This window comes from Sphingomonas sp. BT-65 (genome assembly GCF_026107375.2).
Classification (GTDB): domain Bacteria; phylum Pseudomonadota; class Alphaproteobacteria; order Sphingomonadales; family Sphingomonadaceae; genus Sphingomonas.
This window is the reverse complement of the sequence record NZ_JAPCIA010000001.1, coordinates 2,444,762-2,470,419: the sequence shown is the minus strand read 5'-3', so window position 1 is coordinate 2,470,419 and position 25,658 is coordinate 2,444,762. Positions and strand designations below refer to the sequence as shown.

Here is a 25,658-nt window from a genome sequence, read left to right as displayed (position 1 = left end):
CACGTGGAACGCTTTTGACCCCGAGGGGTCGCCTCGCTATTTGACCGCCATGCGGACATGGGATGTGATCGTGATCGGCGGCGGGCACGCTGGCACCGAAGCGGCGGCAGCGGCTGCGCGTTGCGGTGCGCGCACCGCATTGGTCACCTTCGATCCGGCCACTCTTGGCGTGATGTCGTGCAACCCGGCAATCGGTGGCCTCGGCAAGGGCCATCTCGTGCGCGAAGTCGATGCGCTCGACGGGCTGATCGCACGTGCGTCCGATCGCGCCGCGATCCATTACCGCCTGCTCAACCGCTCCAAGGGCCCCGCAGTGCAGGGTCCGCGTGTTCAGGCGGATCGCAAGCTCTATGCGACCTCGATCCAAGAGATGCTCACGGCACAAAGCGGTCTAGAGATTGTCGCGGGTGAGGCGGTGGGCCTCGTTATCGAGCAGGGCAGGGTAGCCGGCATCCAGCTCGACGGCGGCGAGCTGCTCGTGTGCGATGCGGTCGTGCTGGCCAGCGGCACCTTCCTCGGCGGCCGCATCTTCCGGGGGGAGGAGCGCGAGACGGGTGGGCGGATCGGTGAGCGCGCGGCGACAGCGCTCGGCTTGCAGCTCCACGACCTCGGACTCCCCGTCACCCGGCTCAAGACCGGAACGCCGCCGCGCCTCGACGGACGCAGTATCGACTGGGGCCGGCTCGAGGAGCAGCCCTCGGACTCCGAGCCATGGCGAATGTCGCCGCTCACGCGGGCGCCGCGCTTGCCCCAGCTCGCCTGCGCGATCACCCGCACCACGCTCGATACGCACGAGATCATCCGCGGCGGGCTCGACCGCTCGCCGCTGTTCAGCGGTGCGATCGAGGCCGGCGGGCCGCGTTACTGCCCTTCGATCGAGGACAAGATCTTCCGCTTCGGCGACCGCGACGGGCACCAGATTTTCCTCGAGCCCGAGGGACTCGACACAAATCTGGTCTATCCCAACGGCCTGTCAACCTCATTGCCGAGCGATATCCAGGAGGCGATGATCGCGTCCATCCCGGGTCTCGAACGCGCTGTGATCGTTACCCCCGGCTATGCGGTCGAATATGATCATGTCGATCCGCGCGCGCTTTCGGTGACGTTGGAAAGCCGCGACGTGGCGGGATTGTTCTGCGCCGGCCAGATCAACGGCACCACCGGCTATGAAGAGGCGGCGGCGCAGGGGCTGGTCGCGGGGGTGAATGCCGCGGCGCTGTCGCTAGATCATGCGCCGATGCTTCTTCCCCGCGAGCTCAGCTATATCGGCGTGATGATCGATGACCTGACGCTGCAAGGCGTCACAGAACCCTATCGCATGCTCACCGCGCGCGCCGAATACCGGCTACGGTTGCGCGCCGACAATGCCGAGACCCGGCTCGGCGCGATCGGCGAGGCCGCGGGCTGTATCGGCGAGGAGCGCCGCGCCCATCTCGACCGCCGCCGGACCGCCCGCGCTGAGCTCGATGCTGCCTTCGCGACGCCGCGCACCGCGCATGAGCTGGGCCAGGCCGGCGCCCCCGTGTCGCAAGACGGTGCCCGCCGCAGCTCCTTCGAGTGGCTGCGTTTCCCCGGTGTCAGCACCGCGCATCTTGGCATCGACCTAGGCGACGCCGAGCCCGACCTGCTCGCTGAGTTAGTCGAGGATGCCCGCTACGCGCCCTATCTCGAGCGCCAGGCGGCGGAGCAGGCGGCGATGTCGCGTGCAGACGGCACGCCGATCGCCCTGTCGCTCGACTATGCCGCGATCCCCGGCCTCTCCAACGAGATGGTCGAGCGACTCTCCGCGGCACGCCCGGCGACGATCGGCGACGCGTCGCGCGTGCGCGGGATCACCCCCGCCGCGCTCACCGCGATCATGCTCCATGTCCGGCGCGCCGCGTGACCGAGGATGAAGCCAGGACGTGGATGCGTGATCGCTATGGTGTTTCACGTGAAACACGACTGGCAGCCTTCGTCTCGCTTCTCGGTGAGGAGGCGGCGCGGCAGAATCTGATCGCGTCGTCGACACTGGAGCAGATCTGGGCGCGCCATATCGTCGATTCGGCGCAGCTGCTGGGCGCGGCGCCGGATGAGGGGCTATGGCTCGATATCGGCAGCGGCGCGGGGTTACCGGGGATGGTCATTGCCCTGCTGCGCGAGGAGCCGGTGGAGCTGGTCGAGCCGCGCAAGCTCCGCACCGATTTCCTCGCGCGCGTCACGGCCGAACTGGAGCTTCCCAATGTCTCGATCCACACTGCCAAGATCGAGCGCACAGCCGGACCCGCCGCGGTGATCTCGGCGCGCGCCGTCGCGTCGCTCGACGCGCTGTTCCGCGTCGCCGCGCATCGATCCACGTCTTCCACAGTCTGGGTGCTGCCAAAGGGACGAAACGCGCAATCGGAGGTGGAAGAGGCACGCCGCAAATGGCATGGTTCGTTCCACGTGGAACCGAGCATCACGGCTCCCGATTCACTCATCGTCGTCGCCAGGGAGGTCCGCCCGAGATGATCTGCATTGCCATCGCGAACCAGAAGGGCGGGGTCGGCAAGACCACGAGCGCGATCAATGTCGGCACTGCGCTCGCCGCGACCGGGCAGCGTGTGCTGCTCCTCGATCTCGACCCGCAGGGCAATTGCTCGACCGGACTTGGCATCAATCGGGCAGATCGCGAGCGCTCGACCTACGACCTGCTCGTCGGCGACGCTACGCTGGAGGAGACTGTGGTCGCCACGCGAGTGCCCGGCCTCGACATCGTCCCGGCGACGGTCGACCTGTCAGGTGCGGAAATCGAGCTGATCGAGTTCGACGCGCGCACGCATCGCCTCGACACCGCGATCGACCGCAGCGAGCAGCGCTGGGACGTCGTCCTGATGGACTGCCCGCCGTCACTCGGCCTGCTGACGATCAACGCGATGGTGGCGTCGGACGCACTGCTCGTGCCGCTGCAGTGCGAGTTCTTCGCGCTCGAGGGGTTGAGCCAGCTGCTCAGCACCGTCGAACGCATCCGCAGCCGCTTCAATCCCGGCCTGTCGATCCTCGGCGTCGTGCTCACCATGTACGATCGGCGCAACCGCCTGACCGACCAGGTCTCCGACGACGTACGCGCGGTGCTCGGGCGCGTCGTGTTCGATACGGTGATCCCGCGCAACGTCCGCCTCTCCGAAGCGCCGAGCCATGGCCTGCCCGCGCTGATCTACGATTATCGCTGCGCCGGGTCCGAGGCCTATATCGCGCTCGCCCGAGAAGTGATCGATCGCCTGCCCAGGCTGAGGAAGGCCGCATGACCGACGAAACCCCATCCACCGGCTCCGTAACCCCGCTGCGCAAGCCCAAGCCCGGCCTCGGCCGCGGCCTCAGCGCACTGCTCGGCGATGTCGAGCGCGAGGAGCCGATCCGCCCCGGCGCCGAGCCCTCGGTTGGCGTGCGCATGCTTCCCGTCAGCTCGCTGAAACCGCACCCCGAGCAGCCGCGCCGGCATTTCGACGAGGACGCGCTCGACGAGCTCGCCAAGTCGATCGCCGCGCGCGGGCTGATCCAGCCGATCGTCGTGCGCCCGCATGGCAAGGAATATCAGATCGTCGCCGGCGAGCGCCGCTGGCGTGCGGCGCAGCGCGCACGGCTGCACGAGGTGCCGGTGATCGTCCGCGACCTCGACGAGGCCGAGACGCTCGAGATCGCGATCATCGAGAATATCCAGCGGGAGGACCTCAACGCGATCGAGGAGGCCGAAGCCTATGCCAAGCTGATCGGCCAGTTCGGGCACACCCAGGAGGTGCTCGCGCGGATCGTCCACAAGTCGCGCAGCCACATCGCCAATTTGCTGCGCCTGCTCGATCTGCCGCAGAGCGTGCGCCAGCATGTCGTCGAGGGCGAGCTGACGATGGGCCATGCCCGCGCGCTGATCGGCGCACCCGATCCCGAGAAGCTCGCCCGCATCGTGATCGACCGCGACCTGTCGGTGCGCGAGACCGAGAAGCTCGCGCGCGAGGCGAAGCCGCGGGCGGCGGGGAGGGCGAGTGCCACCGCCGATCTCGGTCCCAATGCGGACATTGCCGCGCTGGAACGCCAGCTCGGCGATGTGCTCGGCCTCAACGTCCGCATCAGCTATGGTGAGAAGGGCGGGACGGTGACGTTGGCCTATTCGACGCTCGACCAGCTCGACATGGTCTGCCAGCGGCTGACGGGCGAGAAAATATAATAAAGTCAGTGACTTGATTGCATTTCTTGGCTGACGCATCAGTCTAATGTCCGTCGAGAACCGGTCCGGCTTGGTGTAGCAAGGCAGCTTAGCGCTACCCGCCGCTGAGGACCGCGATCTTCCGCCGTTCGGTGATCTCGGTCCGTGTCTCGCGCTCCGTCTCGCCATTGACGCGTTTGGTTTCCAGCGTGGTGATGGTGGTGCGCCGCCGAAGCCCACCGGTCGTATCGGTCTCGAGCGTCACGGAAACTGTCCCCGAAACCTGCTCCTGCGCACGCTTTTGCAACGCGGCGTCCAGTGTCACTGGCGTTCTGGTGATCTCGCCGACTACCCGGTCGGATTCGGCGCGGCTGCGCCGTACGGCATCGGGGTCGATCTGAAGCGTCGCGGTAAAGGTGGCGCCATCCGGCCCGCTTGCCGTTCGGGTCAGCGTTCCTGGCCCGAGCGTTCCCGGCTCCTGATACGACGCGCCTTCGTGCAGTGCGATCGACCGCAGATCATAGCTCTCGATCGTGGTCAGCGCCGCTTCCGGATCGCATTCGATGCGGAACGCGTTCCAGGTGAAGATCCAACGGCCGCAATCAGCGCGGGTCAGACCGGTGGCTTTCAGCCAAACCGCGATCCGCGCTTCGATTTCCAGCCGATTGCGCAGTTGGACGGGGCCACTCGCCGGTTTCAGGACTCTCACCGGGAACTGCCATTCGCGTGCTCGATCCTCGGCGGTGGCGCTCGGCGGCAGGTCATATTCCAGTTCGATGCCGTCGCCATGCGTCGCGACCACGCGCTCGACGATGGCCGTGTGGCCGCGCGAGCTGCTGGAACCGCCCTCGCTCGTCTCCGATGTGGTCTGATAGCTTCGAGTGATCTCATAGGTGTCGCCGGCTTGTGGCGTGGATTGCGCGAAAGCGGGCGGAGCGAGCATCAGGATTGCCGCCGCGATCCGCATTACGATCACCGCGCCCGCGCCGCCGCCCGCGCCAGCGTCGCCAACGCCTCGTCGGCGATTACCTGCCCCGCATTGCCGCCCGCGCGGGTCATGCCACGCTCGGCCTCGCGCACGCGCTCGACGGCGCGGGCCAGCATTGGGCTGGTCCAGCGGCGCAGCGCGATCTTGGTGCTCATCTCTTCCTTGAAGAACACGCGGTATTTCTTGACCACTTCGTCGGGAGAGGCGCCGCGGTCGATATCGGCGCGCATCTCGGCGAGGCTCATCAGCCGTCGTACCAGCTGGCGCAGCAGCGGGATCGCCGAGACCCCGGCGTGTTCGAGCCGGGCGAGCTCGACCCCGATCTCGGCCGCGCGTCCCTCGACCACGGCCTCGATCGCGTTGTGCATCTCGGCCTCGCCGAGGTCGGCGCCGATTTCCTCGAGCGCCGCGATCCCGGCCTCGCGCGGCCGGTCCGGCGCGGCGTCGAGATAGATTGAGAGCTTCTCGATCTCGCGCGCCAGCACCGCGCGGTCGCCGCCCGACAGCGCCGCGAGCCGCTCGGCCGCGCCGTTGACCAGCCGCAGGCCGTTCTCGCGCGCGATTCCCGCGGCAAGCTGCGCGGCGCTGCGCGCATCGGGGATATAGCAGGCGTGCGCCATCGCCGCGGGCGCCGCGAGCACCAGCTTGAGCAGCCGCCCGGTGCCCTTGAGGCCGCCGCCCACGGCGACGACCGGGTTGCCCGCGACTTCCGCGTCGAGAAGCAGCCGCACCGCCTCGGTCGAATCGTCGTCGATCCCGTTGACGCGGATGTAGCGCGCTCCGCCGAACAGCGAGAGCGATGCCGCTTCCTCGGCGATCCGCCCGGCATTTCCCTTGAGCGATGATCCCTCGATATCGATCCGTTCGGCCTCGGCTCCCATCGCCCGGCCGAGCCGCGCGGCAAGGTCGTTGGCGCCGGCTTCATCGGGGCCATAGAGCAGGTACAAGCGGATATCCGGGCCCGGCTTGTCCAGCCGTGCGCGGATCTGCGCTTCGCTCGCCTTCATTGGCCCTTGGTTTCGGTCGAGCGCGCGTAGCGGGCGAGGCGCGCGACGATCTGGTCGGCGACGATGCCCGAAAGCCGTTCGAGCGCACTCTTCTCCGCGGCGATCGTCGCATATTCGGAGCCGGCGACGTCGATCCCGGCGTCCGAACCTGCGGTCGCGTCGAGCACGGTCTGCCCGGTGGCGAGTTCGATCAGCTGATAGCGCGCACGCAAGGTGCGGCGTTCGCGCGTCACCACGTCGTCGCGGCGCACGCCCAGGCCCTCGATGCGGTCGTCGAGCTTGATCTCGAGGCGATAGGCCGGCGTGCCGCTGCGCGTCGCTTCGATCCGGTCGCGCACCGCATTGGAGACGAGCCAGCCCGATTCGCCCTCGATCGGCGCGACCTCGATCCCCGAGAGCATCGTCTGCACCGGCCCGCCCACGCCGCCGCCATAGAGCGGGCGCAGGCCGCAGCCGCCGAGTGCGGGCGCAAGCGCGGCAAGCGCGAGCAGGGCCGCAGCGAGCCTCATGCGACGATGTTCACCAGACGGTCGGGCACCACGATCACCTTTCGGGGGGACGCGCCGTCCAGAATGCGCTGCACATTGGGATTTGCCAAGGCCATCGCCTCCAGCGCGTCCTTCGCTTCGCCCTTCGCCGCCTTCACCGTGTCGCGCAGCTTGCCGTTGACCTGGAGCGCGATCGTCACCTCGTCCTCGATCAGCAGTGCCGGGTCGACCTGCGGCCATTCGGCGTCGGCGATCAGGCCGTCATTGCCCATCGCCGCCCAGGCTTCCTCGGCGAGGTGCGGGGTCATCGGCGCGGCGAGCAGGATGATCGTGCGGATCGCCTCGGCGCGCGACGCGCTGGGCGGGGCCTTTTCGATCGCGTTTACCAGCTCATAGAGCTTGGCCACCGCCTTGTTGAACTGTAGCGATTCGATGTCGGCGGCGACCCCGGCGATGGTCTGGTGCAGCTTGCGGTCGAGCGGCTTGTCCTCGCCCTCCCAGGTCCCGAGCCCGTCGAACAGGCGCCACAGCCGCTGGACGAAGCGCCATGCGCCTTCGATCCCGTTCTCGGTCCACTCGAGGTCGCGCTCGGGCGGCGAGTCCGACAGCACGAACCAGCGCACCGCGTCGGCGCCATATTGGTCAACGATCGGCTCGGGATCGACGGTGTTCTTCTTGGACTTGGACATCTTCTCGATGCGACCGGTGGTCACCGGCGCGTCATTCGATGCCTCGACCCAGATCTCGCCCTTGCGCGCCACTTCGCCCGGCGACAGCCAGCGGCCGTCCGCGGCCTTATAGGTCTCATGAGTCACCATGCCCTGGGTGAACAGCCCGGCGAACGGCTCGGCGACGTCGATCATGCCGATGTGCTTGAGCGCGCGGGTCCAGAAACGGGCGTAGAGCAGGTGCAGGATCGCATGCTCGACCCCGCCGATATATTGGTTCACCGGCAGCCACTGCTCGGCGATCGCGCGGTCGAACGGCTTGTCGCCGGGCTGGCTGGCGAAGCGGATGAAATACCAGCTCGAATCGACGAAGGTGTCGAGCGTATCGGTCTCGCGCCGCGCCGGCTTGCCGCAGCTCGGGCAGTCGACCTGGCGCCAGCTCGGATGCCGGTCGAGCGGGTTGCCGGGGATGTCGAACGAGACGTCCTCTGGCAGCACGATCGGCAGCGACTCGCGTGGCGCGGGGACCACGCCGCAGCTCTCGCAATGGATGATCGGGATCGGCGTGCCCCAATAGCGCTGGCGTGAGACGCCCCAGTCGCGCAGCCGCCAGACGGTGGTGCCCGTGCCCCAGCCGCCAGCCTCCGCGCAGGTGATCACCTCGCGCTTGGCGTCGGGCACGTCCATCCCGTCGAGGAAGTGCGAGTTCACCAGCGTGCCGGGGCCGCTATACGCCTCTGAATCGCCGAATTCGGGCGCGGTCTTGTCGCCGTCGGAGACGACGCGGCGGATCGGCAGCCCGTATTTGGTCGCGAATTCGAAGTCGCGCTGGTCGTGCGCCGGCACGCCGAACACCGCGCCGGTGCCATAGTCCATCAGCACGAAATTCGCGATATAGACCGGCAATTCCCAAGCGGGATCAAAGGGATGGATCGCACGGATGCCGGTGTCGAAGCCGAGCTTCTCCTGTGTCTCCAGCTCGGCCGCGGTGGTGCCGCCGAGCTTGCACTGGGCGACGAACGCCGCGACCGCCGGCTCCTTCTCGGCCAGCGCCTTTGCGATCGGATGATCCGCAGCGATCGCCACGAAGCTCGATCCGAAGATCGTGTCGGGGCGGGTGGTGAACACCTCCACCTCCTCGCCGTCGGAAAGCTTGAACCGGAACTGCAGGCCCTCGGACTTGCCGATCCAGTTCTCCTGCATCAGCCGCACCTTGTCCGGCCATTTGTCGAGGCCGTCCAAGCCCGTCAGCAGCTCGTCGGCGAAGTCGGTGATCCTGAGGAACCACTGGTTCAGCTTCTTCTTCTCGACCAGCGCGCCCGAGCGCCAGCCGCGGCCGTCGATCACCTGCTCGTTGGCGAGCACGGTCATGTCGACCGGGTCCCAGTTGACCGTCGATTCCTTGCGATAGACCAGGCCGTTTTCAAACAGATCGAGGAACAGTGCCTGCTCGTGCCCGTAATAATCGGGCTCGCACGTCGCCAGCTCGCGGCTCCAGTCGATCGCTAGGCCGAGGCGCTTCAGCTGCGCGCGCATCGTCGCGATATTCTCGCGCGTCCAGGCGCCGGGGTGGACCTTCTTCTCCATCGCGGCATTCTCGGCCGGCATGCCGAACGCGTCCCAGCCCATCGGGTGGAGCACCTCCATGCCGCGCATCCGCCGATAGCGCGTCAGCACGTCGCCCATCGTATAGTTGCGGACATGCCCCATATGGATGCGCCCCGAGGGATAAGGGAACATCTCGAGCACATAGGACTTGGGCTTGGGCGAATGATCGTCCGCGGCGAAGGTGCGGCGTTCTTCCCACAGCTTCTGCCACGCGGAATCGGCTTTCAGCGCGTTGAACCGCGACACGTTTGTTCCTTCATTTCCGTAGCAGCGGGCCGTCCCGCCCGCTTTCAATCCCCGACGATCGCGGCGCGGCGCAGGTCGCGTGCGCGCGTGAGGATGATGTCCTCGAGCTTCTGCACGGTCGCCGCTTCGACCGGGGAATCCACCCACTGGCCGTTCCGGTTGACCTGCCGCACCGCGGCGACGCGGAGTGCGTCGGCGCGCAGATCCTGGTCGAGGATGGCGATCGTCACCTTCATCCGCTCGGTCTGCAGGTTCGGGTTCACATACCAGTCGGTGACGATCACGCCGCCGTTCGAATCGGTCTGCACGATCGGCATGAACGAGATGGTGTCGAGCGACGCGCGCCACAGATAGGCGTTGACGCCGATCGTCGTCACCTTCGACGCGGCGAGATCCGCGCGCGGACGGTCCCCGCCGCGGCCGCACGCGGCGAGCGACGCCGTCATGCTCAGGGCAACGCTGCCCAGGATCGCGGTGCGCAACAGGCGGTTCATCGGCATCTTCCTATGGGAAACTCTATGGATCGCGAGCATCTATAGATGGTCATGCGTCCGCCGCAAGCGTTGGCGCTGTGCGCCTTGTGCAACAGTCGGAGTAAAAAGCGATTCCGCCGGTGGAACATTGCGGCCGAATCATGGTAGGCGGCTAGGCACGGTAGGGGTTGAAATGAGCGTTCGGCGACTCACGACTGGCATCGGGATCGGCGCGCTGGGCGCAGCCGGCCTCGTCGTCGCGCCCGCGCTTCTTGCCCAGACCACACCCCAGCAGCAGCGAATCGCGCAGAAACGCGCGGTTTCGATCGCCAGCATCGGCACCTTCACCCCCGCTGCGGCCGATCCCAAGCTCGCCGCGGCGCTTGCCCGCGCCGGGCTGTCGGGCAGCGGCTTCCGCTTCACCCCGGCCGATTCAGCAAGGTCGGCCAGCCGCAGCGTCACCGTCGCGGTGCGCGCGCGCAACCCGCGGCCGATCGCGGCGGTCGCCGATCTCGGCGCCGCGGCGCCCGCCTCGGTCACGCTGCAGCCGATCGCCTATAATCTTGGCGTGTCGGTGGGCTGGAAGCGCTTCGCCATCTCGGGCGATCTCTCGAAGCTCGACCTGGCCGGCCAGCCGGGCAGCCGCGAGGCGCTCGATCTGGGCGTCACCTATACCGGCAAGCGCGCCTCGGGCCGGATCAAGGCCGCGACCGAGCGTCCGCTCGAGGGAACGCCGCGCCTGATCGCCGCCGATCCCAACTATTCGATCGATGTCGGCGGCTCCTATTCGCTGACCCGCAACCTCGATCTCACCGCGGGCGTGCGCTACAAGTCCGAAGAGAACCGCCTGCCGCAGCTGACCGACAACCGGCGCGACAGCCAGGCGGTCTATGTCGGCACCGCGATCCGTTTCTGACGCATCCACGCGTCGATTCCCGCCCATCCATGAACGTCTAGCGGCCTGAGCGCACGCCAGCGCCGTTCGTCCATGCCGCCGAGCGCGATCACCGGCACGCCGAGGTCGCGAATCATCAGTCCGAGCCGCACCGCCCCCAAGGCGCGGGCGCCCGGGTGCGAGCGAGTCGGGTGGACTGGAGACACGAACAGCAGCTCCGCCCCGGCGCGGATCGCGGTGATCGCTTCACGGCGCGAATGTGCGGGGGCGGTGCGCGCGCCACGGTGCCGGCCATGACTTGCAGTGCCACGGCCTCCGGGCATTTCGCGTCCCCCAACCACGAGAATGAAGCCCCGGCGCCGGGCGATGTCCCGGACCCTCGCAAACAGCGCCCGGCGCGCCTCGCTGCCCAACGCATAGTGCCGCAGGATCACGCCCGACCCGCGCGGCAGCGCCGCCAGTGCATCCCACAGCGCGTCGCCCATGCGCGGATCGGTCATCAGCCAGCGGCGCGGCAGTTCGCGGGTGCGGGAGGGGTGGCGGCGGCGCATCGCCCCTCCTATAGCCGCGCGCATGTCATTCGACACCGCCGACTCGCGCCTCTCCGCCATCCACCAACGAATCGCCCGCGCTGCGAAGATCGCCGCTCGCGATTCCGGCGATATCACACTCATCGCCATCTCGAAGACGCACGAGGCGGACGCGATCCGGCCCCTGATCGCGGCGGGCCAGCGCGCGTTCGGCGAGAATCGTGTGCAGGAGGCGGCAGCGAAATGGCCCGCGCTGCGTGAGGAAACGGTCGGAGTCGAACTCCACCTCGTCGGCCAGCTTCAGTCGAACAAGGCCGAGGATGCGGTGGCGCTGTTCGACGCGATCCACTCGGTCGATCGCCCGTCGCTGGTCGCGGCGCTGGCCAGGGCGATGGACAAGGCCGATCGCCGCCCGCCCTGCTTCATCCAGGTCAATATCGGCAATGAGCCGCAAAAGGGCGGATGCGCGGCCGCCGATCTGCCGGCGTTGCTCGCCGAAGCGCGCGCCGCGGCCCTTCCGCTCGCCGGCCTGATGGCCGTCCCGCCGCTCAGGGTCGAGGCAGCACCCTATTTCGCATTGCTGGCCAAACTCGCGCGCGACAATGGCCTCGCCGGTCTCAGCATGGGCATGTCGGACGATTTCGAGACCGCGGTGACGATCGGCGCGACGCATGTCCGTGTCGGGACTGCGCTGTTCGGAGCGCGCGCATGAGCCTCGCGATCCGCTTCGATGCGCTGATCTTCGATTTCGACGGCGTGCTGCTCGAAAGCGAATATGACGGCAACCGCCACATCGCCGAATATCTGACCTCGATCGGCCATCCCACCACGCCCGAAGACTCGATGGCGAACTTCATGGGGCTGGCGGGTACCGACTTTATCGAGGCGATCGAGCGCTGGATCGAGCGTCCGCTGCCCGAGGATTATTATCCCGCGCGCGAGGCCGAGAACGCCCGCGCGCTTGCCGAGGGGATCGCCGCGGTTGCCGGCGCGATCGCGTTCATCCACGCGCTGCCCGAGTCATTGCCCCGCGCAATCGCCTCGTCGAGTTCGACTGAGTGGATCACCACGCATCTCGACCATCTCGGCATCCGCGACGCGTTTGGCGACAAGATCTTCAGTGGCCGCGAGCATGTGCAGCGCGGCAAGCCTGCGCCGGACGTCTATCTCCATGCCGCGGATGCGCTCGGCGTCGACATCGCGCGCTGCGCGATCCTCGAGGATTCGCCGGTCGGCGCCACCGGCGCGGTCGCCTCGGGCGCGCATGTCATCGGGCTTTGCGCGGGCAGCCATTGCGGCGTCGGGCATGACGAGCGGCTGCGTGCGATCGGCGTCCACGACATCGCCCATGATTTCGGCGAGGTTGCCCGGCTGCTCGCCTAGCAGCCGCGCGTGAGCATGAATTCGCGCAGCGCGATGGCATCCTCGAGCGCATTGTGCGGTACAGCGCTCGTTACCGCGGCGTCGAAGCCCGGTGCGTCGCACAGCTCGAAGGTGATGCGTGCGATTGGATGCCGGTATCCCGGCCGCGCGATCAGCGCCATCGCAGCGTGGGCGATATCCTCGGGCCAGTCGGCGATCAGCACCGGATCGGGGTCGCCGGCGAGATAGGCAGTCATGGCCTGGCCAAACGCCGCGCGCGCGATCGGCTCGGTGCCCAGTACGGGTAGGACGTGCGCCGCCACCCAAGGGGTCGGATCGGGGCAAGGCAGCGCGGCGTAGAAGGGAGCGCTGCCATCCTCGGGCGCCAGCGCGAGCGCGATCAACGGTCCGCCGAACCCGTTGAACTCGGCGTCGAGGTAGTAGCGCACTAGAGCTGGTGTCCAGTGCGGTCGCGTTTGGTCGCGAGATAGCGTTCATTGTGCGGGTTGGGCGGCAGTTTGTGCGGCACGCGTTCGGCAACCGCGATTCCCGCGGCTTCGAGCCCCGCGACCTTCTCGGGGTTGTTGGTCAGCAGCCGGATGCGATCCTGACCCAGCAGTTTGAGCATCCGCCCCGCGACGCCGAAGTCGCGCGCATCGACCGCGAACCCCAGCCGGGTGTTGGCGTCGACCGTGTCGAACCCTTGATCCTGCAGCGCATAGGCGCGCAGTTTATTGATCAGCCCGATCCCGCGCCCCTCCTGCCGCAGATAGAGCAGGATGCCCCAGCCGCTCTCGGCAATGGCGTGGATCGCGGCGTGCAGCTGCGGCCCGCAATCGCATTTGAGGCTGCCGAGCACATCGCCGGTCAGGCACTCGCTATGCAGGCGCACCAGCGGTGGCGCGCCGGTCGGCTGGCCGATCAGAAGCGCGACATGCTCGTCGGGCGACTCCGGGGTGCGGAAGGCGACGATCTCGGCGTTCTCTGCCCCAGCCACCGGCAGGCGCGCGCGGGTGACGATGCGCAGCCGCGCGGGATCCTCATGCGCGTCGATATCCGCAGGGGTGATTGCCTCCCCGGCCTCGTCCTGGCGCGCGAAGAAAGCGGGGAGCAGACCCGCGATCCGCGCCAGCCGCAGCGCCGCCGCCGCAGCATCGGGAGTCGGCACCGGGACCGCACGGAACGGCCCCTTGAACGGCGTGGCAAGGTCGAGCTGCGGATCGGCGAGCGCCACCGCGCCGTCGAAATCGAGCCACGGTGCGCGTTCGACGAGCACCGGCGCGTCGGGCGTCGCGGCATCGCGCTGGTTGGCGAGCTTGAGCGTCGCGGCGCGTCCGGCCGAAAGCAGCACCGGCGCGGTTCCGGCGGGGTCGAATTCGGCAAGCCGCGCGGCATCCGCGGTCTCGATCGCGAGCAGGGACAGTGTGCCCGCCGCGCCACGGATCGCGATCGGCCATCCCCGGCGCAGCGCGTCGATCGCGCGAGCGGCGGCGCGTGGATCGCTCAAAAGTCGAACTCGGTGATGATCGGTACGTGATCCGACGGCTTGAGCCAGCCGCGGCACGGTTCGCACACGCGGTGCGCGGTCGCCTTGGCGGCCACATCCTTGCTCGCCCACATATGGTCGAGCCGCCGCCCGCGGTCGGATGCCGCCCAGTCCTTGGCGCGATAGCTCCACCAGGTAAAGCAACGCTCCGGCGCGGGGATGAACGTGCGGCCGAGATCGACCCAGTCGTTCGCCGCCTGCAGCCGTGCGAGCGCCGCGACCTCGATCGGCGTGTGACTGACCACGTCGAGCAGCTGCTTGTGGCTCCACACGTCGCATTCGAGCGGGGCGATGTTGAAGTCGCCGGTCAGGATCACCGGCAGATCGCCGAGCCCTTCGGACCAGCGCGTCATTCGCTCGACGAAATCGAGCTTCTGCCCGAATTTGGGGTTCACGTTGCGGTCGGGAATGTCGCCGCCGGCCGGCACATAGACATTCTCGAGCCGCACGCCGTTCGCCAGGCGCACCCCGACATGCCGTGCCTCGCCATTGGCCTGCCAGTCGAGCCGGTCGTCCTCGGTCACCGGCACGCGGCTGACGATCGCGACGCCGTGATGCATGCGCTGGCCGTGGATGATGATGTGATCATAGCCCAGCGCGCGCAGCGGGGCGTGGGGGAAATCCCCGTCGATCACCTTGGTTTCCTGCAGGCACAAGATATCGGGCGCCTCCTCGCGGAGGAATTTCTCGACGATCTCCATGCGGAAGCGGACGGAGTTGATGTTCCAGGACGCGATCTTCATCGCTCGCGATGTAGAGTCAGCGATGCGCGCGCACCAGTGGCTATGCGTTCGCGTTCAATCCGAGGATCGCTCCGGCCGGTCTTCGAAGACCGGCTCGAAATGCGCGACAAGCTCGTCCCACTCCGCCAACAGCGCACGCGCCTCGGGCGCCACATGCGCGCGTTCAAGATCATCCCCTGCAAAGGCGCGGATCGAATCCAGCGACTCGAACTGGGTGATCGTCATGAACTCCCATCGGTCACCGACGCGCCGGCGTGATACGCGCGCGCCGAGATAGCCTGGAATCCGATGGGCGGCGGGGAGGAACCGGTCGCGCAGGAAATCCCGATAGGCCTCGGCATGATCATCCGAAACGCGACCGCGCCAGACCCGTTCGATCACCTGCATCTCCTCTGGAAGGATCCATGACAGCTCAGGAGAATGCGGACAATGGCGGGGGCACGAACGGAAAGGCCCCCGCTCCGGGGGCATGGAGCGAGGGCCGACCTGGCGTTCGTCACGCAGGCGGGACAGGACCAGCTCGGGCAACAGGGGGAAAAATCCCGAAAGCCCCGTCCGCACGATCGGTGTTAGCGGCCGAAAGCTGTCGCCAGGATGAATACGCGTGTCAGCGGCGGCCGCCGCTCCTCCGCGGATCGTTCCAGCGGAACGCTCCGTCGCTCACCGGCACGTTGAAGCGCTGGTTCGACAAGCGCACCGTCGTGCGGTTGTTCTGGGAATCGAGCGCCACCCAGCCCTGGAGCATGAGCCCCCCGGGCGCCGACGCATTGCGCGCGAAGACCATCGTCAGCCGCCCGAATTCGGGCCGCTTGGGATCGTGCGCCTCGATGCTCACCACTTGCGGATTGCCGGTCGGAACAACCTTGGCGTAGCGCGAGACGTCGCGGCTGGGATCGAGCAGGACGCCGAGCGGCGAATCCCTGACCGGCCAGCGCGATACCTGGCGCACCGAATAGTCGATGAACCACAGCGCGTTGCCGTCGCCGACGATCAGCAGCGGCACGCCCTTCTGATACTGGAAGCGGACCTTGCCGGGCTTCTTGAGCGTGAGCGTGCCATTGAGCGTCTTGCCCGCGCGGTCGGTCTGCGCGAACGCCGCGGTCATGGTCTGCGCCGCCTGGAGATGCTGCTGCACCTGCGCGAGCGTGCCCGGCTGCTGGGCAGCGGCGGGCAGGACGAGCGGAAGGGCGACCGCGGCGAGAACCGCCAAGGGACGGATAGTCATGGGTTTGCCAAACATATCCATCCCCTGTCGGTTCCGCCTTGAACCCGTCGTGAACCGTCAGGCTTCGCTGCGCGCCTTGACGATCTTGCCGGGGTTGCGCGGCGGCTCGCCCTTGGGGAGCGCGTCGACATGCTCCATGCCCTCGATCACCTCGCCCCACACGGTGTACTGGCCGTCGAGGAAGGTCGCGTCGTCGAGGCAGATGAAGAACTGCGAATTGGCGCTGTTGGGATCGTTGGTGCGCGCCATCGAGCACACGCCGCGGACATGCGGCTCGCGGCTGAACTCGGCGGGAAGGTTGGGCTCCTTCGATCCGCTCATGCCGGTGCCGGTGGGGTCGCCGCCCTGCGCCATGAACCCGTCGATCACGCGATGGAACACGACGCCGTCATAGAAACCACTGTCGGCGAGCTTGGCGATCCGCTCGACATGCTTGGGCGCGAGGTCGGGACGCAGCTTGATATGCACGTCGCCGGCGTCGAGGGTCATCACGAGACGGGTGGGGAGGTCGGCCATTTGAACTGCAACTCCAAAAACAATTCGATGTCGCGCGCCACCTAGGCATGTGTGCGCCCGGTTGCAAATCGGGTAACGCAGGTTTGAAAAAGCGGCACCCGCCCGCATTGGCAGCGCGATTCGAGCGCGTTAGAGGGAAGCGGGGCGCCGGACAGGGGAAGGCTCGATGACCGACGAGACCGACACCACCGAAACCGCGCGCGACTCGCACGATCATCTGAGCCCGGAATTCGTCCGCACCGTACTCGACCTGGTCGACAGCGGCGAGGTCGAGGCCGCGCGCGAGAAGGTCGAGCCGCTCCACCCTGCCGACATCGCCGATCTCGTCGAGCTGACCCCGGCCGACCAGCGCCACGCGCTCGCCGCCGCCATCTCCGGCCTGATCGACGGCGACGTGCTCGCCGAGATGAACGATTGGGTGCGCGACGAGCTGATCGACGCGCTCGACCCGCACGAGGTCGCCGACATCGCCGCCGAGCTCGATACCGACGACGCCGTCGCGATCATCGAGGACATGGAGGAAGAGGACCAGCGCGCGGTGCTGCGTGCTCTCGACCCCGATGATCGCGCCGCGATCGAGGAAGCGCTCTCCTATCCCGAGGAATCCGCCGGCCGCCTGATGCAGCGCGAGCTGATCGCGGTGCCCGAGCATTGGAGCGTCGGCGACGTGCTCGATTACCTGCGCGGCGAGGAGGAGCTGGCGACCGATTTCTGGGAGATTTTCGTCGTCGATCCCGCGCACAAGCCGGTCGGCACCTGCGCGCTCTCCTGGATCCTGCGTACCCCGCGCGCGGTGGCGATGGGTGACGTCATGAAGCGCGAGCAGACGCTGATCCCGGTGGCGATGGACCAGGAAGAGGTCGCGCTGATCTTCCAGAAATACGCGCTGATCTCGGCCGCGGTGGTCGATGACAATGGCCGCCTCGTCGGCATGATCACCGTCGACGACGTCGTCCACATCATCTCCGAGGAAGCGGGCGAGGACGCGCTGCTGCTGTCGGGTGCGGGCGAAGGCGACATCAACGAGCCCGTGGTCGATTCGTACAAGGTGCGCGTGCGCTGGCTGATCGCCAATCTTGGCACGGCGATGGTCGCGGCGACGATCATCGGGCTGTTCGAGGGGACGATCGCCAAGATGGTGACACTCGCCGCGCTGATGCCGATCGTCGCCGGCGTCGGCGGCAATGCCGGGACCCAGACGATGGCGGTGACGGTGCGCGCGCTCGCGACCAACCAGCTCACCCAGTCCAACACCTGGCGCGCGATCCGGCGCGAGATCCAGGTCGCGTTGCTCAACGGCCTCACCATCGCCGCGGTGCTGGGGAGCGGCGTCGGCCTGGTCTTCCAGAACGCGGCGCTCGGCGGCGTGATCGCCACCGCGATGCTCGCCAACATCGTCCTCGCCGGCTGTGCGGGCGTGCTCGTGCCGCTGACGCTGCAGCGCCTGCGCGCCGATCCCGCGGTCGCATCATCAGTGTTCGTGACGATGATCACCGACTCGATGGGCTTCCTCGTCTTCCTCGGCCTCGCCAGCGCGAGCGGGCTTGCCGGTTGAACCGCGCGCGGCTTGCGCCCAGATGGGAAGCGTGCCGCTTCATCTTACCAAGGTCGCCTATGGCTGCGACAGCATCGATTATCTGCGCGAGCGGCTCGCGCTGCGCGCTGCGCACGGCCCGACCGCGTTCCTGACGACGCGCTATCTGCCCAAGCGCCACGCGGAGATCGCTCCCGAAACCGGCGATGACGGCTCGCTGTTCTGGATCATCAAGCACCAGCTCGTCGGGCGCTCGCCGATCCTGAAGTTCGGTGAAGCCGAGGGCGGACGGGTTGCGATCCACCTCGCGCCCGAGCTGATCCTGGTGCAGCCGCGCCCCAAGCGGGCGCACCAGGGCTGGCGCTATCTCGAGGGCAAGGACGCGCCGGCCGATCTCGGCACCGGCGACACGGCGTCACTTCCGCCCGAGCTGGCGGGAAAGCTCGCCGAGCTGGGGATCGTCTGACGCCTCAATCGTCGTCGTCATCGTCACGCCAGCGCCGGGATTCGTAGCGCCCCTCGCGCGCGGCGCGCCAGCGGCGGTCGCGTCCGTCGTCGCGATAGGTGCGGCGCACGACGGAACGCTCGCAACCGCCGCGGTCGCAATAGCTGTCGACGATTCGCTCGCGCACCACGCCGTTATTGGACGAGCTGTTCGAGCTGGTGTTGGACGATTGCGCCAGTGCCGCTGGCGCGAGGGCCGCGGCAACGAGCGCGGCGGGAATCACGGCATGGGAAATACGCATGACCTGCCTCCTTTCGAAGCAGGCCGATTGTGCGGAAGCCTTGCCGACGCGTGGCTGAACGGCGTGCCGGGGAGTCGGCGGCCGGTCGTGCGCGATGCCCGGCTGGCCGTGTTCAGCGTGCGAGCGAGGGGAAGGATGCGCGGAACGCCGCGACCTTGGGCTTGTCCCAGCGCACGATATAGGGGTGGTTGGGATTGCGCCGCGCAAAGTCCTGATGCTCGGCCTCGGCGAGGTGGAACTGGCCCTGCTCGATCTTGGTCACGATCGGCTTGGCATAGGCACCCGCCTTGCCGAGCTGTTCGATATAGGCGCGCGCGACCCGCGCCTGGCCCGGATTCTGCGGAAAGATCGCCGAACGGTAGCTCGGGCCGGTGTCCGGACCCTGCCGGTTGAGCTGCGTGGGATCGTGCGCCACCGAAAAATAGATGCGCAGCAGCGTCGCATAGCTCACCTGGCGCGGGTCATAGACGATGCGGATCGCCTCGGCATGGCCGGTGCGTTCGGTGGATACCTGGCTGTAGGTGGCAGTCGTTTTCGCCCCGCCGGCATAGCCGCTGGTGACGGCGCGCACGCCCTTCACCTGCTCGAATACCGCCTCCATGCCCCAGAAGCAGCCGCCCGCGAGCACCGCGACCTGATCGCCGGGCGCGGGCGCGACATCGGTGGTGGAAGCGGGAATCGCAACCGCCTTCTCGGCCGCCGCAGCGGTCAAAGGCGGCACGAGACCGGCCACGGACATGAAGCCGAGGCTCGCGAGGCCCGCGATGCCGAGCGCGGCGGCGCGCATCAGAAGAACGAGCTGGCGGCGACCTGCTCGATGTTGAACGCGACCATTGCGATCGCGCCAAGCGAGAAGCCGGCCAGGAAACGCCGCAGGAACTGCGACTTGAGCATCGCACGCATGTTGAGATCCTTGTCTTGGTGGAGGCGGAGATGGGATCGCCGCCCGCGAATCCAAGAGAAGTTCTACTTGTTTCAGATGAACAACCGCTGGCCGTAGCGTAATTAGTTGTTCAGGTTGCGGCACCAGCGGCGCCTGAACCTAACGCAGCGCGGCGCAGGCTTCCTGGATGCGCCCACACGCTTCGGTCAGCACGTCCTCGCTGGTCGCGTAGCTGATACGCAGCGCGGGCGAGAAGCCGAACGCGCCGCCATGCACCGCGGCGACCTTGGCGTCATCGAGCAGATAGCCGACCATCGTCTCGTCGGTGTCGATCACCAGGCCCTTGGGGGTGGTCTTGCCGATCAGCGCGCTGAACTCGGGATAGACGTAGAAGGCGCCCTCGGGCCGCGGGCAGTTCATGCCGTTGATCTGGTTGAGCATCGACACGACCAGATCGCGGCGCTTCTGGAACGCTGCTGCGCGCTCCTTGAGGAACGATTGGTCGCCGTTGAGCGCCGCCACCGACGCCGCCTGGCTGATGCTGCACGGGTTGCTGGTCGATTGCGACTGGAGCTTGCCCATCGCCTTGATCAGCCATTGCGGGCCGCCGGCATAGCCGATGCGCCAGCCGGTCATGGCATAGGCCTTGGACACGCCGTTGGCGGTCAGCGTGCGATCGTAGAGCGACGGGCAGACCTGCGCGATCGTCGCGAACTCGAAGCCGTCGTAGAGGATGTGCTCATACATGTCGTCGGCATAGATCAGCACATGCGGGTGCCGCTCGAGCACCTCGCCCAGCGCCTTGAGCTCGGCCGCGCTATAGGCCGCGCCGGTCGGGTTGGACGGCGAGTTGAGCACCACCCATTTGGTCTTTGCGGTGATCGCCGCCTCGAGCTGCTCGGGCTTGATCTTGTAGTTCGCCTCGGCGCCCGCGGCGACGAACACCGGCTTGCCCCCGGCGAACTCGACCACGTCGGGATAGCTCACCCAATAGGGCGCCGGGATGATCACTTCGTCGCCCGCGTCGATCGTCGCGCAGAAGGCATTGAACAGCGTGTGCTTACCGCCCGAGTTCACGCTGATCTGGTTCTCGGCATAGGTGAGGCCGTTGTCGCGCGCGAACTTGCCGACGATCGCGGCCTTGAGCTCTGGGGTGCCGTCGACGTTGGTGTACTTCGTCACGCCCTTGCGGATCGCCTCGATCGCCGCTTCCTTGACGAAGTCGGGCGTGTCGAAATCGGGCTCGCCCGCGCCCAGGCCGATCACGTCGATGCCGGCCCGTTTCAGCTCGAACACGCGGCTCGTCATCGCGAGCGTGGCGGAGGGCTGGATACGGTTGAGCGCGGCGGAGGTCTGCATGGGCGGTGGCCTGTCTGGAGGGAACGCGCGCCCTATAAGTCCGCTTGTCGCTCCTCCGCAACCGTAACCGCCGCAACCAGTCCGCGCAGCGCATTGCCGATCAGGCAACCATGCGCGAGATCGGCCGGGGTGAGGTCGGCCTCGACCGCGTGCCCGCTCTCGATCAGCTCGGCGCGCAGCACGCCGGGCAGGATGCCGCGGGTCAGCGGCGGCGTCAGCAGCTTGCCGTCGCGCTCGACGAACAGCGAGGTGAAACTGCCTTCGGTGAGATAGCCCTCGGCATCGGTGTAGAGCGTCTCGAACGCGCCGTCGCCGCGCGGATAGATGCGCCGGTCGCTGGTCTTGTGCGCGAGCCGGAAGTCGCGCGGCGCGACTTCGCGTGGCCGGATCGTCACGCGAACCGGCCCCTCGGGCACGGCGGGCATCGGCGCGGTGCCGATCGCGACATTGCCCCGCGCCGACAGCAGCAGCCGGACCCGTGCGGGCCTGCGCAGCCGGAAGGTCGCCGCCTGCAGCTCGTTGCGCGCGGCGTGCCGGTCGAACGCGAAGCCCAGCGCCTCCGCGCTCGCCTTCATCCGCGCGAGGTGCCGTTCGAGCAGCGCGATGCCGCGCGCCGGATCGAACGCCATGGTCTCGATGAGGTCCACTTGCCCCTGCCCCCTCGTCAGGAACGCGCCCTTGGCCAGGCACTCGTCCCATTCTTCGCCCGCGCGCGAGTCCGCGACGACCCCTGATCCAAGGCCGATGCTCGCGACATCGCCGCCGGCGGGCAAGTGCAGCGTGCGGATCGCGACGTTGAACGCGGCGTCCCCGCTCTTCGATTCCCTGGCAGCGTCGATCCGCCCGATCGAGCCGGTATAGGGCCCGCGGGCGTCGGGCTCGACCACGCCGATCACTTCCATCGCGCGGATCTTGGGCGCACCGGTCACCGATCCGCAGGGAAAGGTCGCCGCGAGAACCTCGCCGATGCTCGTATCCTCCGCGAGCCGGGCCGACACGGTCGAGACCATCGTGTGCAGCGTCGGATAGGTCTCGACCTTGAACAGCTCGGGCACATGCACGCTGCCCGGCTGCGCGATGCGCGTCAGGTCGTTGCGCATCAGGTCGACGATCATGAGGTTCTCGGCGCGCTGCTTGGGGTCGCTCGCCAGCGTCGCCTTGGCCACTTCGTCCGCCTCCGGCGTCGCGCCGCGCGGCGTCGTCCCCTTCATCGGCCGCGCGATCAGCTCGCCGTCACGCAGCGCGATGAACAACTCGGGCGAGAAGGACAGCAGCCAGTCGTCCCCGGTCCACACGATTCCGCCATAGCCCGCCGCCGCGCGCGTCCGGATCGCGGCATAGGCGGCGAGCGGATCGCCGAGCACGCGCGCGCTCGCGCGGAAGGTGAGGTTCGCCTGATAGATGTCGCCCGCCTCGATCCAGTCATGCACCCGGGCGAAGGCGGCGTCATAGTCAGCGCGGCCGATCCGGGGCCGCGGCCGCCCGATCCATGCGCTCGCCGGATCGGGCAGCAGCGCCGGCACGTCCGCCGCCGCGACCGTCTCGTAGCGCTCGAACAGCCCGAACCACAGCAACGGTCCCGACATGGCGGGCGTGCCGAGCTTGGGTTCCAGCGCATGCCCCGCCTCATAGGCGAGGTAGCCCGCCGCGTGCAGCCCCGCGCCGCGCGCCGCGTCGAGCGCTGCGAGCGCGGGCCGTATCTCGCCGGGCGCATGCGCCGCCACGATCCGCACCGGGTCGCGGTAGAGCCGCGCGTCGACGCCGCCCGGCCGGGCATCGTCGAGCAGCACGAAGGGAGCCGGGCCAAGCATTGCGCCCGCATGCAACCGCGCGCGCCGCCCTGCAACCCTCTGTTGCCGCTCGTTTCCCGGCCGCCTATCTCCGCAGCCGATGAACAATGCTCCCAATCCCCCGCTGCGCGCCGCGATCGTGCCGGTGACGCCGCTCCAGCAGAACAGCACGCTGCTCTGGTGCACGCAGACGATGCGTGGCGCTTTCACCGATCCCGGCGGCGATCTCGACCGGCTCAAGGCGGCGGCACAGCAGCATGGCGTCAGAATCGAGAAATTGCTGATCACCCACGGCCATATCGACCATTGCGGCCAGGCCGGCACGCTGGCGAAGGAACTCGGCGTCCCCATCGAGGGTCCGCACGAGGCCGACCGCTTCTGGATCAGCCGCCTCGAGGACGACGGCCGCAACTACGGCATCGATGGTCGCATCTTCGAGCCCGACCGCTGGCTGGTGGACGGTGACACGGTGACCGTCGGCAACCTCATACTCGATGTCTATCACTGCCCCGGCCACACGCCGGGGCATGTCGTGTTCCACCACCCGCCGTCGAAGCTTGCGATCGTCGGCGACGTGCTGTTCCAGGGCTCGATCGGCCGCACCGACTTCCCGATGGGCAATCATCAGGATTTGCTCGACGCGATCACCGGCAAGCTCTGGCCGCTCGGCGGCGACACGGTGTTCGTCCCCGGTCACGGCCAGCCCAGCACCTTCGCGCAGGAACGCCGCACCAACCCCTTCGTCGCCGATTCGGTGCTCGCGAAAAGTTAAACCGTTCGGTTGACAATTAGCACGGCGAGTCCTAACTCAACCAAATGGTTGAACGACTCGACGCCACCTTCCACGCGCTCGCCGATCCCACGCGCCGCGGCATGCTCGCCAGCCTAGCGCTCGGCGAGAAGTCGATCGGCGAACTCGCCCAGCCCTATGCGATGAGCTTCGCCGGGGCGTCCAAGCACGTCCAGGTGCTCGAACGCGCCGGCCTGATCACTCGCCGCAAGGCCGGCCGCACCCAGCTCTGTCGCCTCCAGGCCGAACCGCTCGCCGAGGCCAACCAGTGGCTGCGCCAATGGGAGCGCTTCTGGAACATCCGCCTCGACGCGCTCGAGGCGCTCATTCGCGAAGCCCCCAAAGGAGAGACGCAATGACCTATATCGACGGCTTCGTGCTGGCGGTGCCCACCGCGAACCGCGAACGCTTCCGCGCAATGGCGGAACGTGTCGCGAAGATCTTCGCCGACCATGGCGCGCTGCGCGTGATCGAGAATTGGGGCGACGACGTGCCCAAGGGCGAGGTCACCGATTTCTATCGCGCGGTGCAGGCCAAGGAAGACGAGACTGTGATCTTCTCCTTCATCGAATGGCCGTCGAAGGAAGCGCGCGACAAGGGCAACGAGGCCGTCGCTGCCGATCCGCGGATGGAGCAGGTGCCCGAGGAGATGAACCTCATGGACCCCAAACGCATGATCTATGGCGGATTCGTGCCGCTGGTCGATGAGAAGGGAGCCTGAGCCATGGCCAAAGCGACCCCGTTCCTGATGTTCCAGGGCAGCAAGGCGGAAGCCGCGCTCGCCTTCTACGCCGAGCACGTACCCGACAGCCGCATCGATTCGCTCGAGAAGTTCGGACCCGACGGCCCCGGCCCCGAGGGCACCGTGCTGCGTGGTTATGCGACCATCGCCGGCCAGAGCGTGATGGTGCACGACAGCTTCGTCACCCACGGCTTCGACTTCACCCCCTCCTGGTCCTTCTTCGTCGAGTGCGCCGACCAAGCCGAGTTCGAGCGGTTGTTCGCCACGCTGTCCGAAGATGGCGGCGTGCTGATGCCGCCCGACAATTATGGCTGGAGCACGCGCTTCGCCTGGGTCAGCGACCGGTTCGGCATCTCGTGGCAGCTCAACCTCAAATGAGCGAGCCGGTCATCCTCACCATCCGCCGCGACTTCGCCGCGTCGCCGGAACGCGTGTTCGATGCCTGGCTCGATCCCGCGCAGGCGCGCCGCTTCCTTTTCGCCACCTCCGATGGCGAGATGCAGACGGTGGAGATCGACGCCCGCGTCGGCGGCCGCGCGCTGATCGTCGAGCGGCGGCCCGGCGGCGATGCCGGCCATCGCCTGCAGTTCGAGGTGATCGACCGCCCCACCCGCCTCGTCTTCCTGTTCGCCGCCGATCCGGCCGAGGAAGGCGAATGGACTCGCGTCAGCATCGCAATCGTGCCCACCCCAAGCGGGTGCACGCTGACGCTCACCCACGAAATGGATCCGCAATGGGCGGCCTATGAGGACCAGACGCGCCGCGGCTGGACGATGATCCTCGACGGCCTCGCCCGCATCACGGAGTGACCCCGATGACCGACACGCTGGCAGATATGGAAGTCCTCGCCCCGGACACGCTGCGCATGGTGCGCATCCTCGACGCCGGGCCCGAGACGGTGTGGCGCTACCTCACCCAGGCGGAACTGCGCTACCAATGGTTCTCCGGCGGCAGCGATGCGCATGGCGTCGGCGAAACGGTCGAGCTGGTGTTCGACCATGACAATCTCTCCGCCGACGACGTCCCCTATCCGGCCGAATACGCCAAGTGGAAGGGCGCGGTCGGGCGCGAGACGGTGGTCGAGTTCGACCCGCCGCACGTCTTCGCGATCAGCTGGGACGAGGGCAAGGAGGGCACCGCCCGTTTCGAGCTGTTCGCCGAGGGTGCCGACAAGACCCGTCTCGTCCTCACCCATAGCGGCATTACCGGCCCCGGCCCGATGGCCAATTTCGGCGGCGGCTGGCATTCGCACCTCGCCGTGCTCGAAGGCCTGCTCAAGGGCGAGCCGGTGCGCGACTTCTGGGCGCTACACGCCGAGTCGGAGGCGAAGGTGGCGGCATCGCTCGCCCAGTCTTGAGCA

The 25,658-nt window shown here is 67.8% G+C and carries 31 protein-coding genes; 15 read left to right on the top strand and 16 right to left on the bottom strand.

Features of this window, described 5'->3' with window-relative positions:
- The first annotated feature begins 49 nt into the window (after positions 1 to 49).
- From mnmG to OK349_RS11780, 4 genes are read left to right on the top strand one after another with little or no spacing between them, the layout of a single operon-like run.
- Positions 50 to 1,885, top strand: coding sequence for a tRNA uridine-5-carboxymethylaminomethyl(34) synthesis enzyme MnmG (gene mnmG, locus OK349_RS11795; protein ID WP_265117996.1), 1,836 nt, complete (start codon positions 50 to 52; stop codon positions 1,883 to 1,885).
- Positions 1,882 to 2,490 (top strand): 16S rRNA (guanine(527)-N(7))-methyltransferase RsmG, encoded by a 609-nt coding sequence (rsmG, locus tag OK349_RS11790; protein WP_265117995.1) that lies wholly within the window; start codon positions 1,882 to 1,884, stop codon positions 2,488 to 2,490. Before mnmG ends, rsmG begins: the two co-directional genes overlap by 4 nt.
- Positions 2,487 to 3,266, top strand: coding sequence for a ParA family protein (locus OK349_RS11785; protein WP_265117994.1), 780 nt, complete (start codon positions 2,487 to 2,489; stop codon positions 3,264 to 3,266). The genes rsmG and OK349_RS11785 overlap by 4 nt, the downstream gene beginning before the upstream one ends.
- Complete coding sequence (locus tag OK349_RS11780; protein WP_265117993.1) at positions 3,263 to 4,180, top strand: ParB/RepB/Spo0J family partition protein; 918 nt, start codon at positions 3,263 to 3,265, stop codon at positions 4,178 to 4,180. The genes OK349_RS11785 and OK349_RS11780 overlap by 4 nt, the downstream gene beginning before the upstream one ends.
- 94 nt (positions 4,181 to 4,274) lie before the next feature.
- Here the strand turns inward: OK349_RS11780 and OK349_RS11775 are convergent, their stop codons facing one another.
- Genes OK349_RS11775 through OK349_RS11755 form a run of 5 tightly spaced genes read right to left on the bottom strand, consistent with a single transcriptional unit; the run spans position 4,275 to position 9,658 of the window.
- A complete protein-coding gene (locus OK349_RS11775) occupies positions 4,275 to 5,126 on the bottom strand; it encodes a hypothetical protein (RefSeq protein ID WP_265117992.1) in 852 nt (283 codons plus the stop codon).
- Positions 5,127 to 5,131: 5 nt separating this feature from the next.
- Complete coding sequence (gene holA / locus OK349_RS11770; protein WP_265117991.1) at positions 5,132 to 6,154, bottom strand: DNA polymerase III subunit delta; 1,023 nt, start codon at positions 6,152 to 6,154, stop codon at positions 5,132 to 5,134.
- A complete protein-coding gene (lptE, locus tag OK349_RS11765) occupies positions 6,151 to 6,663 on the bottom strand; it encodes an LPS assembly lipoprotein LptE (protein ID WP_265117990.1) in 513 nt (170 codons plus the stop codon). Before lptE ends, holA begins: the two co-directional genes overlap by 4 nt.
- On the bottom strand, positions 6,660 to 9,164 hold the full coding sequence (gene leuS / locus OK349_RS11760; protein WP_265117989.1) for a leucine--tRNA ligase: 2,505 nt from the start codon (positions 9,162 to 9,164) through the stop codon (positions 6,660 to 6,662). The genes lptE and leuS overlap by 4 nt, the downstream gene beginning before the upstream one ends.
- A 44-nt stretch (positions 9,165 to 9,208) precedes the next feature.
- Positions 9,209 to 9,658 carry a DUF3576 domain-containing protein gene (locus OK349_RS11755; protein ID WP_265117988.1) on the bottom strand — a complete coding sequence of 150 codons (450 nt, stop codon included), beginning with the start codon at positions 9,656 to 9,658 and terminating at the stop codon, positions 9,209 to 9,211.
- Between the two features lie 172 nt (positions 9,659 to 9,830).
- On the opposite strand from OK349_RS11755, the gene OK349_RS11750 reads away from it, so the two are divergent.
- Positions 9,831 to 10,553 carry a hypothetical protein gene (locus tag OK349_RS11750; protein ID WP_265117987.1) on the top strand — a complete coding sequence of 241 codons (723 nt, stop codon included), beginning with the start codon at positions 9,831 to 9,833 and terminating at the stop codon, positions 10,551 to 10,553.
- On the opposite strand, the gene OK349_RS11745 is transcribed toward OK349_RS11750, so the two are convergent.
- The gene (locus OK349_RS11745) at positions 10,526 to 11,083 is read right to left on the bottom strand and encodes a thiamine phosphate synthase (protein WP_265117986.1); all 558 of its coding nucleotides are present in this window, start codon (positions 11,081 to 11,083) and stop codon (positions 10,526 to 10,528) included. The two genes, OK349_RS11750 and OK349_RS11745, sit on opposite strands and share 28 nt — an antisense overlap.
- Before the next feature lie 22 nt (positions 11,084 to 11,105).
- On the opposite strand from OK349_RS11745, the gene OK349_RS11740 reads away from it, so the two are divergent.
- Positions 11,106 to 11,774 (top strand): YggS family pyridoxal phosphate-dependent enzyme, encoded by a 669-nt coding sequence (locus tag OK349_RS11740; protein ID WP_265117985.1) that lies wholly within the window; start codon positions 11,106 to 11,108, stop codon positions 11,772 to 11,774.
- Positions 11,771 to 12,445: an HAD family hydrolase gene (locus OK349_RS11735; RefSeq protein ID WP_265117984.1), complete on the top strand. Its 675-nt coding sequence runs from the start codon at positions 11,771 to 11,773 to the stop codon at positions 12,443 to 12,445. Before OK349_RS11740 ends, OK349_RS11735 begins: the two co-directional genes overlap by 4 nt.
- Here OK349_RS11735 and OK349_RS11730 read toward each other — a convergent pair.
- The 6 genes from OK349_RS11730 to OK349_RS11705 form a co-directional block, all read right to left on the bottom strand.
- A complete protein-coding gene (locus tag OK349_RS11730; protein WP_265117983.1) occupies positions 12,442 to 12,873 on the bottom strand; it encodes a hypothetical protein in 432 nt (143 codons plus the stop codon). The two genes, OK349_RS11735 and OK349_RS11730, sit on opposite strands and share 4 nt — an antisense overlap.
- Entirely contained in the window at positions 12,873 to 13,931 is a 1,059-nt protein-coding gene (gene ribA, locus OK349_RS11725) for a GTP cyclohydrolase II (protein ID WP_265117982.1), read from the bottom strand. The genes OK349_RS11730 and ribA overlap by 1 nt, the downstream gene beginning before the upstream one ends.
- On the bottom strand, positions 13,928 to 14,713 hold the full coding sequence (locus tag OK349_RS11720; protein ID WP_265117981.1) for an exodeoxyribonuclease III: 786 nt from the start codon (positions 14,711 to 14,713) through the stop codon (positions 13,928 to 13,930). The genes ribA and OK349_RS11720 overlap by 4 nt, the downstream gene beginning before the upstream one ends.
- Before the next feature lie 54 nt (positions 14,714 to 14,767).
- Positions 14,768 to 15,100 carry an antibiotic biosynthesis monooxygenase family protein gene (locus OK349_RS11715; RefSeq protein WP_265117980.1) on the bottom strand — a complete coding sequence of 111 codons (333 nt, stop codon included), beginning with the start codon at positions 15,098 to 15,100 and terminating at the stop codon, positions 14,768 to 14,770.
- 220 nt (positions 15,101 to 15,320) lie between these two features.
- Positions 15,321 to 15,938 carry a LolA family protein gene (locus OK349_RS11710; RefSeq protein WP_265117979.1) on the bottom strand — a complete coding sequence of 206 codons (618 nt, stop codon included), beginning with the start codon at positions 15,936 to 15,938 and terminating at the stop codon, positions 15,321 to 15,323.
- Positions 15,939 to 15,995: 57 nt separating this feature from the next.
- Positions 15,996 to 16,454, bottom strand: a complete 459-nt coding sequence (locus OK349_RS11705) for a peptidylprolyl isomerase (protein WP_265117978.1) — start codon at positions 16,452 to 16,454, stop codon at positions 15,996 to 15,998.
- Positions 16,455 to 16,620: 166 nt separating this feature from the next.
- Here OK349_RS11705 and mgtE point away from each other — a divergent pair, with 166 nt between their 5' ends.
- Complete coding sequence (gene mgtE, locus OK349_RS11700) at positions 16,621 to 18,009, top strand: magnesium transporter (protein WP_265117977.1); 1,389 nt, start codon at positions 16,621 to 16,623, stop codon at positions 18,007 to 18,009.
- Between the two features lie 22 nt (positions 18,010 to 18,031).
- The gene (locus OK349_RS11695) at positions 18,032 to 18,454 is read left to right on the top strand and encodes a DUF1489 family protein (RefSeq protein WP_265117976.1); all 423 of its coding nucleotides are present in this window, start codon (positions 18,032 to 18,034) and stop codon (positions 18,452 to 18,454) included.
- Positions 18,455 to 18,458: 4 nt separating this feature from the next.
- On the opposite strand, the gene OK349_RS19540 is transcribed toward OK349_RS11695, so the two are convergent.
- The 4 genes from OK349_RS19540 to pabB form a co-directional block, all read right to left on the bottom strand.
- Positions 18,459 to 18,734, bottom strand: a complete 276-nt coding sequence (locus tag OK349_RS19540; RefSeq protein ID WP_372340554.1) for a hypothetical protein — start codon at positions 18,732 to 18,734, stop codon at positions 18,459 to 18,461.
- A 112-nt stretch (positions 18,735 to 18,846) separates the two neighbouring features.
- Entirely contained in the window at positions 18,847 to 19,521 is a 675-nt protein-coding gene (msrA, locus tag OK349_RS11685) for a peptide-methionine (S)-S-oxide reductase MsrA (RefSeq protein ID WP_372340553.1), read from the bottom strand.
- A 255-nt stretch (positions 19,522 to 19,776) separates the two neighbouring features.
- The gene (locus tag OK349_RS11680) at positions 19,777 to 20,976 is read right to left on the bottom strand and encodes a pyridoxal phosphate-dependent aminotransferase (protein WP_265117974.1); all 1,200 of its coding nucleotides are present in this window, start codon (positions 20,974 to 20,976) and stop codon (positions 19,777 to 19,779) included.
- A 32-nt stretch (positions 20,977 to 21,008) separates the two neighbouring features.
- Positions 21,009 to 22,787 (bottom strand): aminodeoxychorismate synthase component I, encoded by a 1,779-nt coding sequence (pabB, locus tag OK349_RS11675; protein WP_265117973.1) that lies wholly within the window; start codon positions 22,785 to 22,787, stop codon positions 21,009 to 21,011.
- A 79-nt stretch (positions 22,788 to 22,866) separates the two neighbouring features.
- Here pabB and OK349_RS11670 point away from each other — a divergent pair, with 79 nt between their 5' ends.
- The 6 genes from OK349_RS11670 to OK349_RS11645 are packed head-to-tail and all read left to right on the top strand — an operon-like array spanning position 22,867 to position 25,655.
- Complete coding sequence (locus tag OK349_RS11670) at positions 22,867 to 23,538, top strand: MBL fold metallo-hydrolase (protein ID WP_265117972.1); 672 nt, start codon at positions 22,867 to 22,869, stop codon at positions 23,536 to 23,538.
- A 44-nt stretch (positions 23,539 to 23,582) separates the two neighbouring features.
- Positions 23,583 to 23,915, top strand: a complete 333-nt coding sequence (locus OK349_RS11665; RefSeq protein ID WP_265117971.1) for an ArsR/SmtB family transcription factor — start codon at positions 23,583 to 23,585, stop codon at positions 23,913 to 23,915.
- A complete protein-coding gene (locus OK349_RS11660; RefSeq protein WP_265117970.1) occupies positions 23,912 to 24,277 on the top strand; it encodes a DUF1428 domain-containing protein in 366 nt (121 codons plus the stop codon). The genes OK349_RS11665 and OK349_RS11660 overlap by 4 nt, the downstream gene beginning before the upstream one ends.
- Positions 24,278 to 24,280: 3 nt before the next feature.
- Positions 24,281 to 24,676 (top strand): VOC family protein, encoded by a 396-nt coding sequence (locus OK349_RS11655; RefSeq protein ID WP_265117969.1) that lies wholly within the window; start codon positions 24,281 to 24,283, stop codon positions 24,674 to 24,676.
- Positions 24,673 to 25,107: an SRPBCC family protein gene (locus OK349_RS11650; protein WP_265117968.1), complete on the top strand. Its 435-nt coding sequence runs from the start codon at positions 24,673 to 24,675 to the stop codon at positions 25,105 to 25,107. Before OK349_RS11655 ends, OK349_RS11650 begins: the two co-directional genes overlap by 4 nt.
- A 5-nt stretch (positions 25,108 to 25,112) precedes the next feature.
- Entirely contained in the window at positions 25,113 to 25,655 is a 543-nt protein-coding gene (locus tag OK349_RS11645) for an SRPBCC family protein (protein WP_265117967.1), read from the top strand.
- The last annotated feature ends 3 nt before the right edge of the window (positions 25,656 to 25,658 follow it).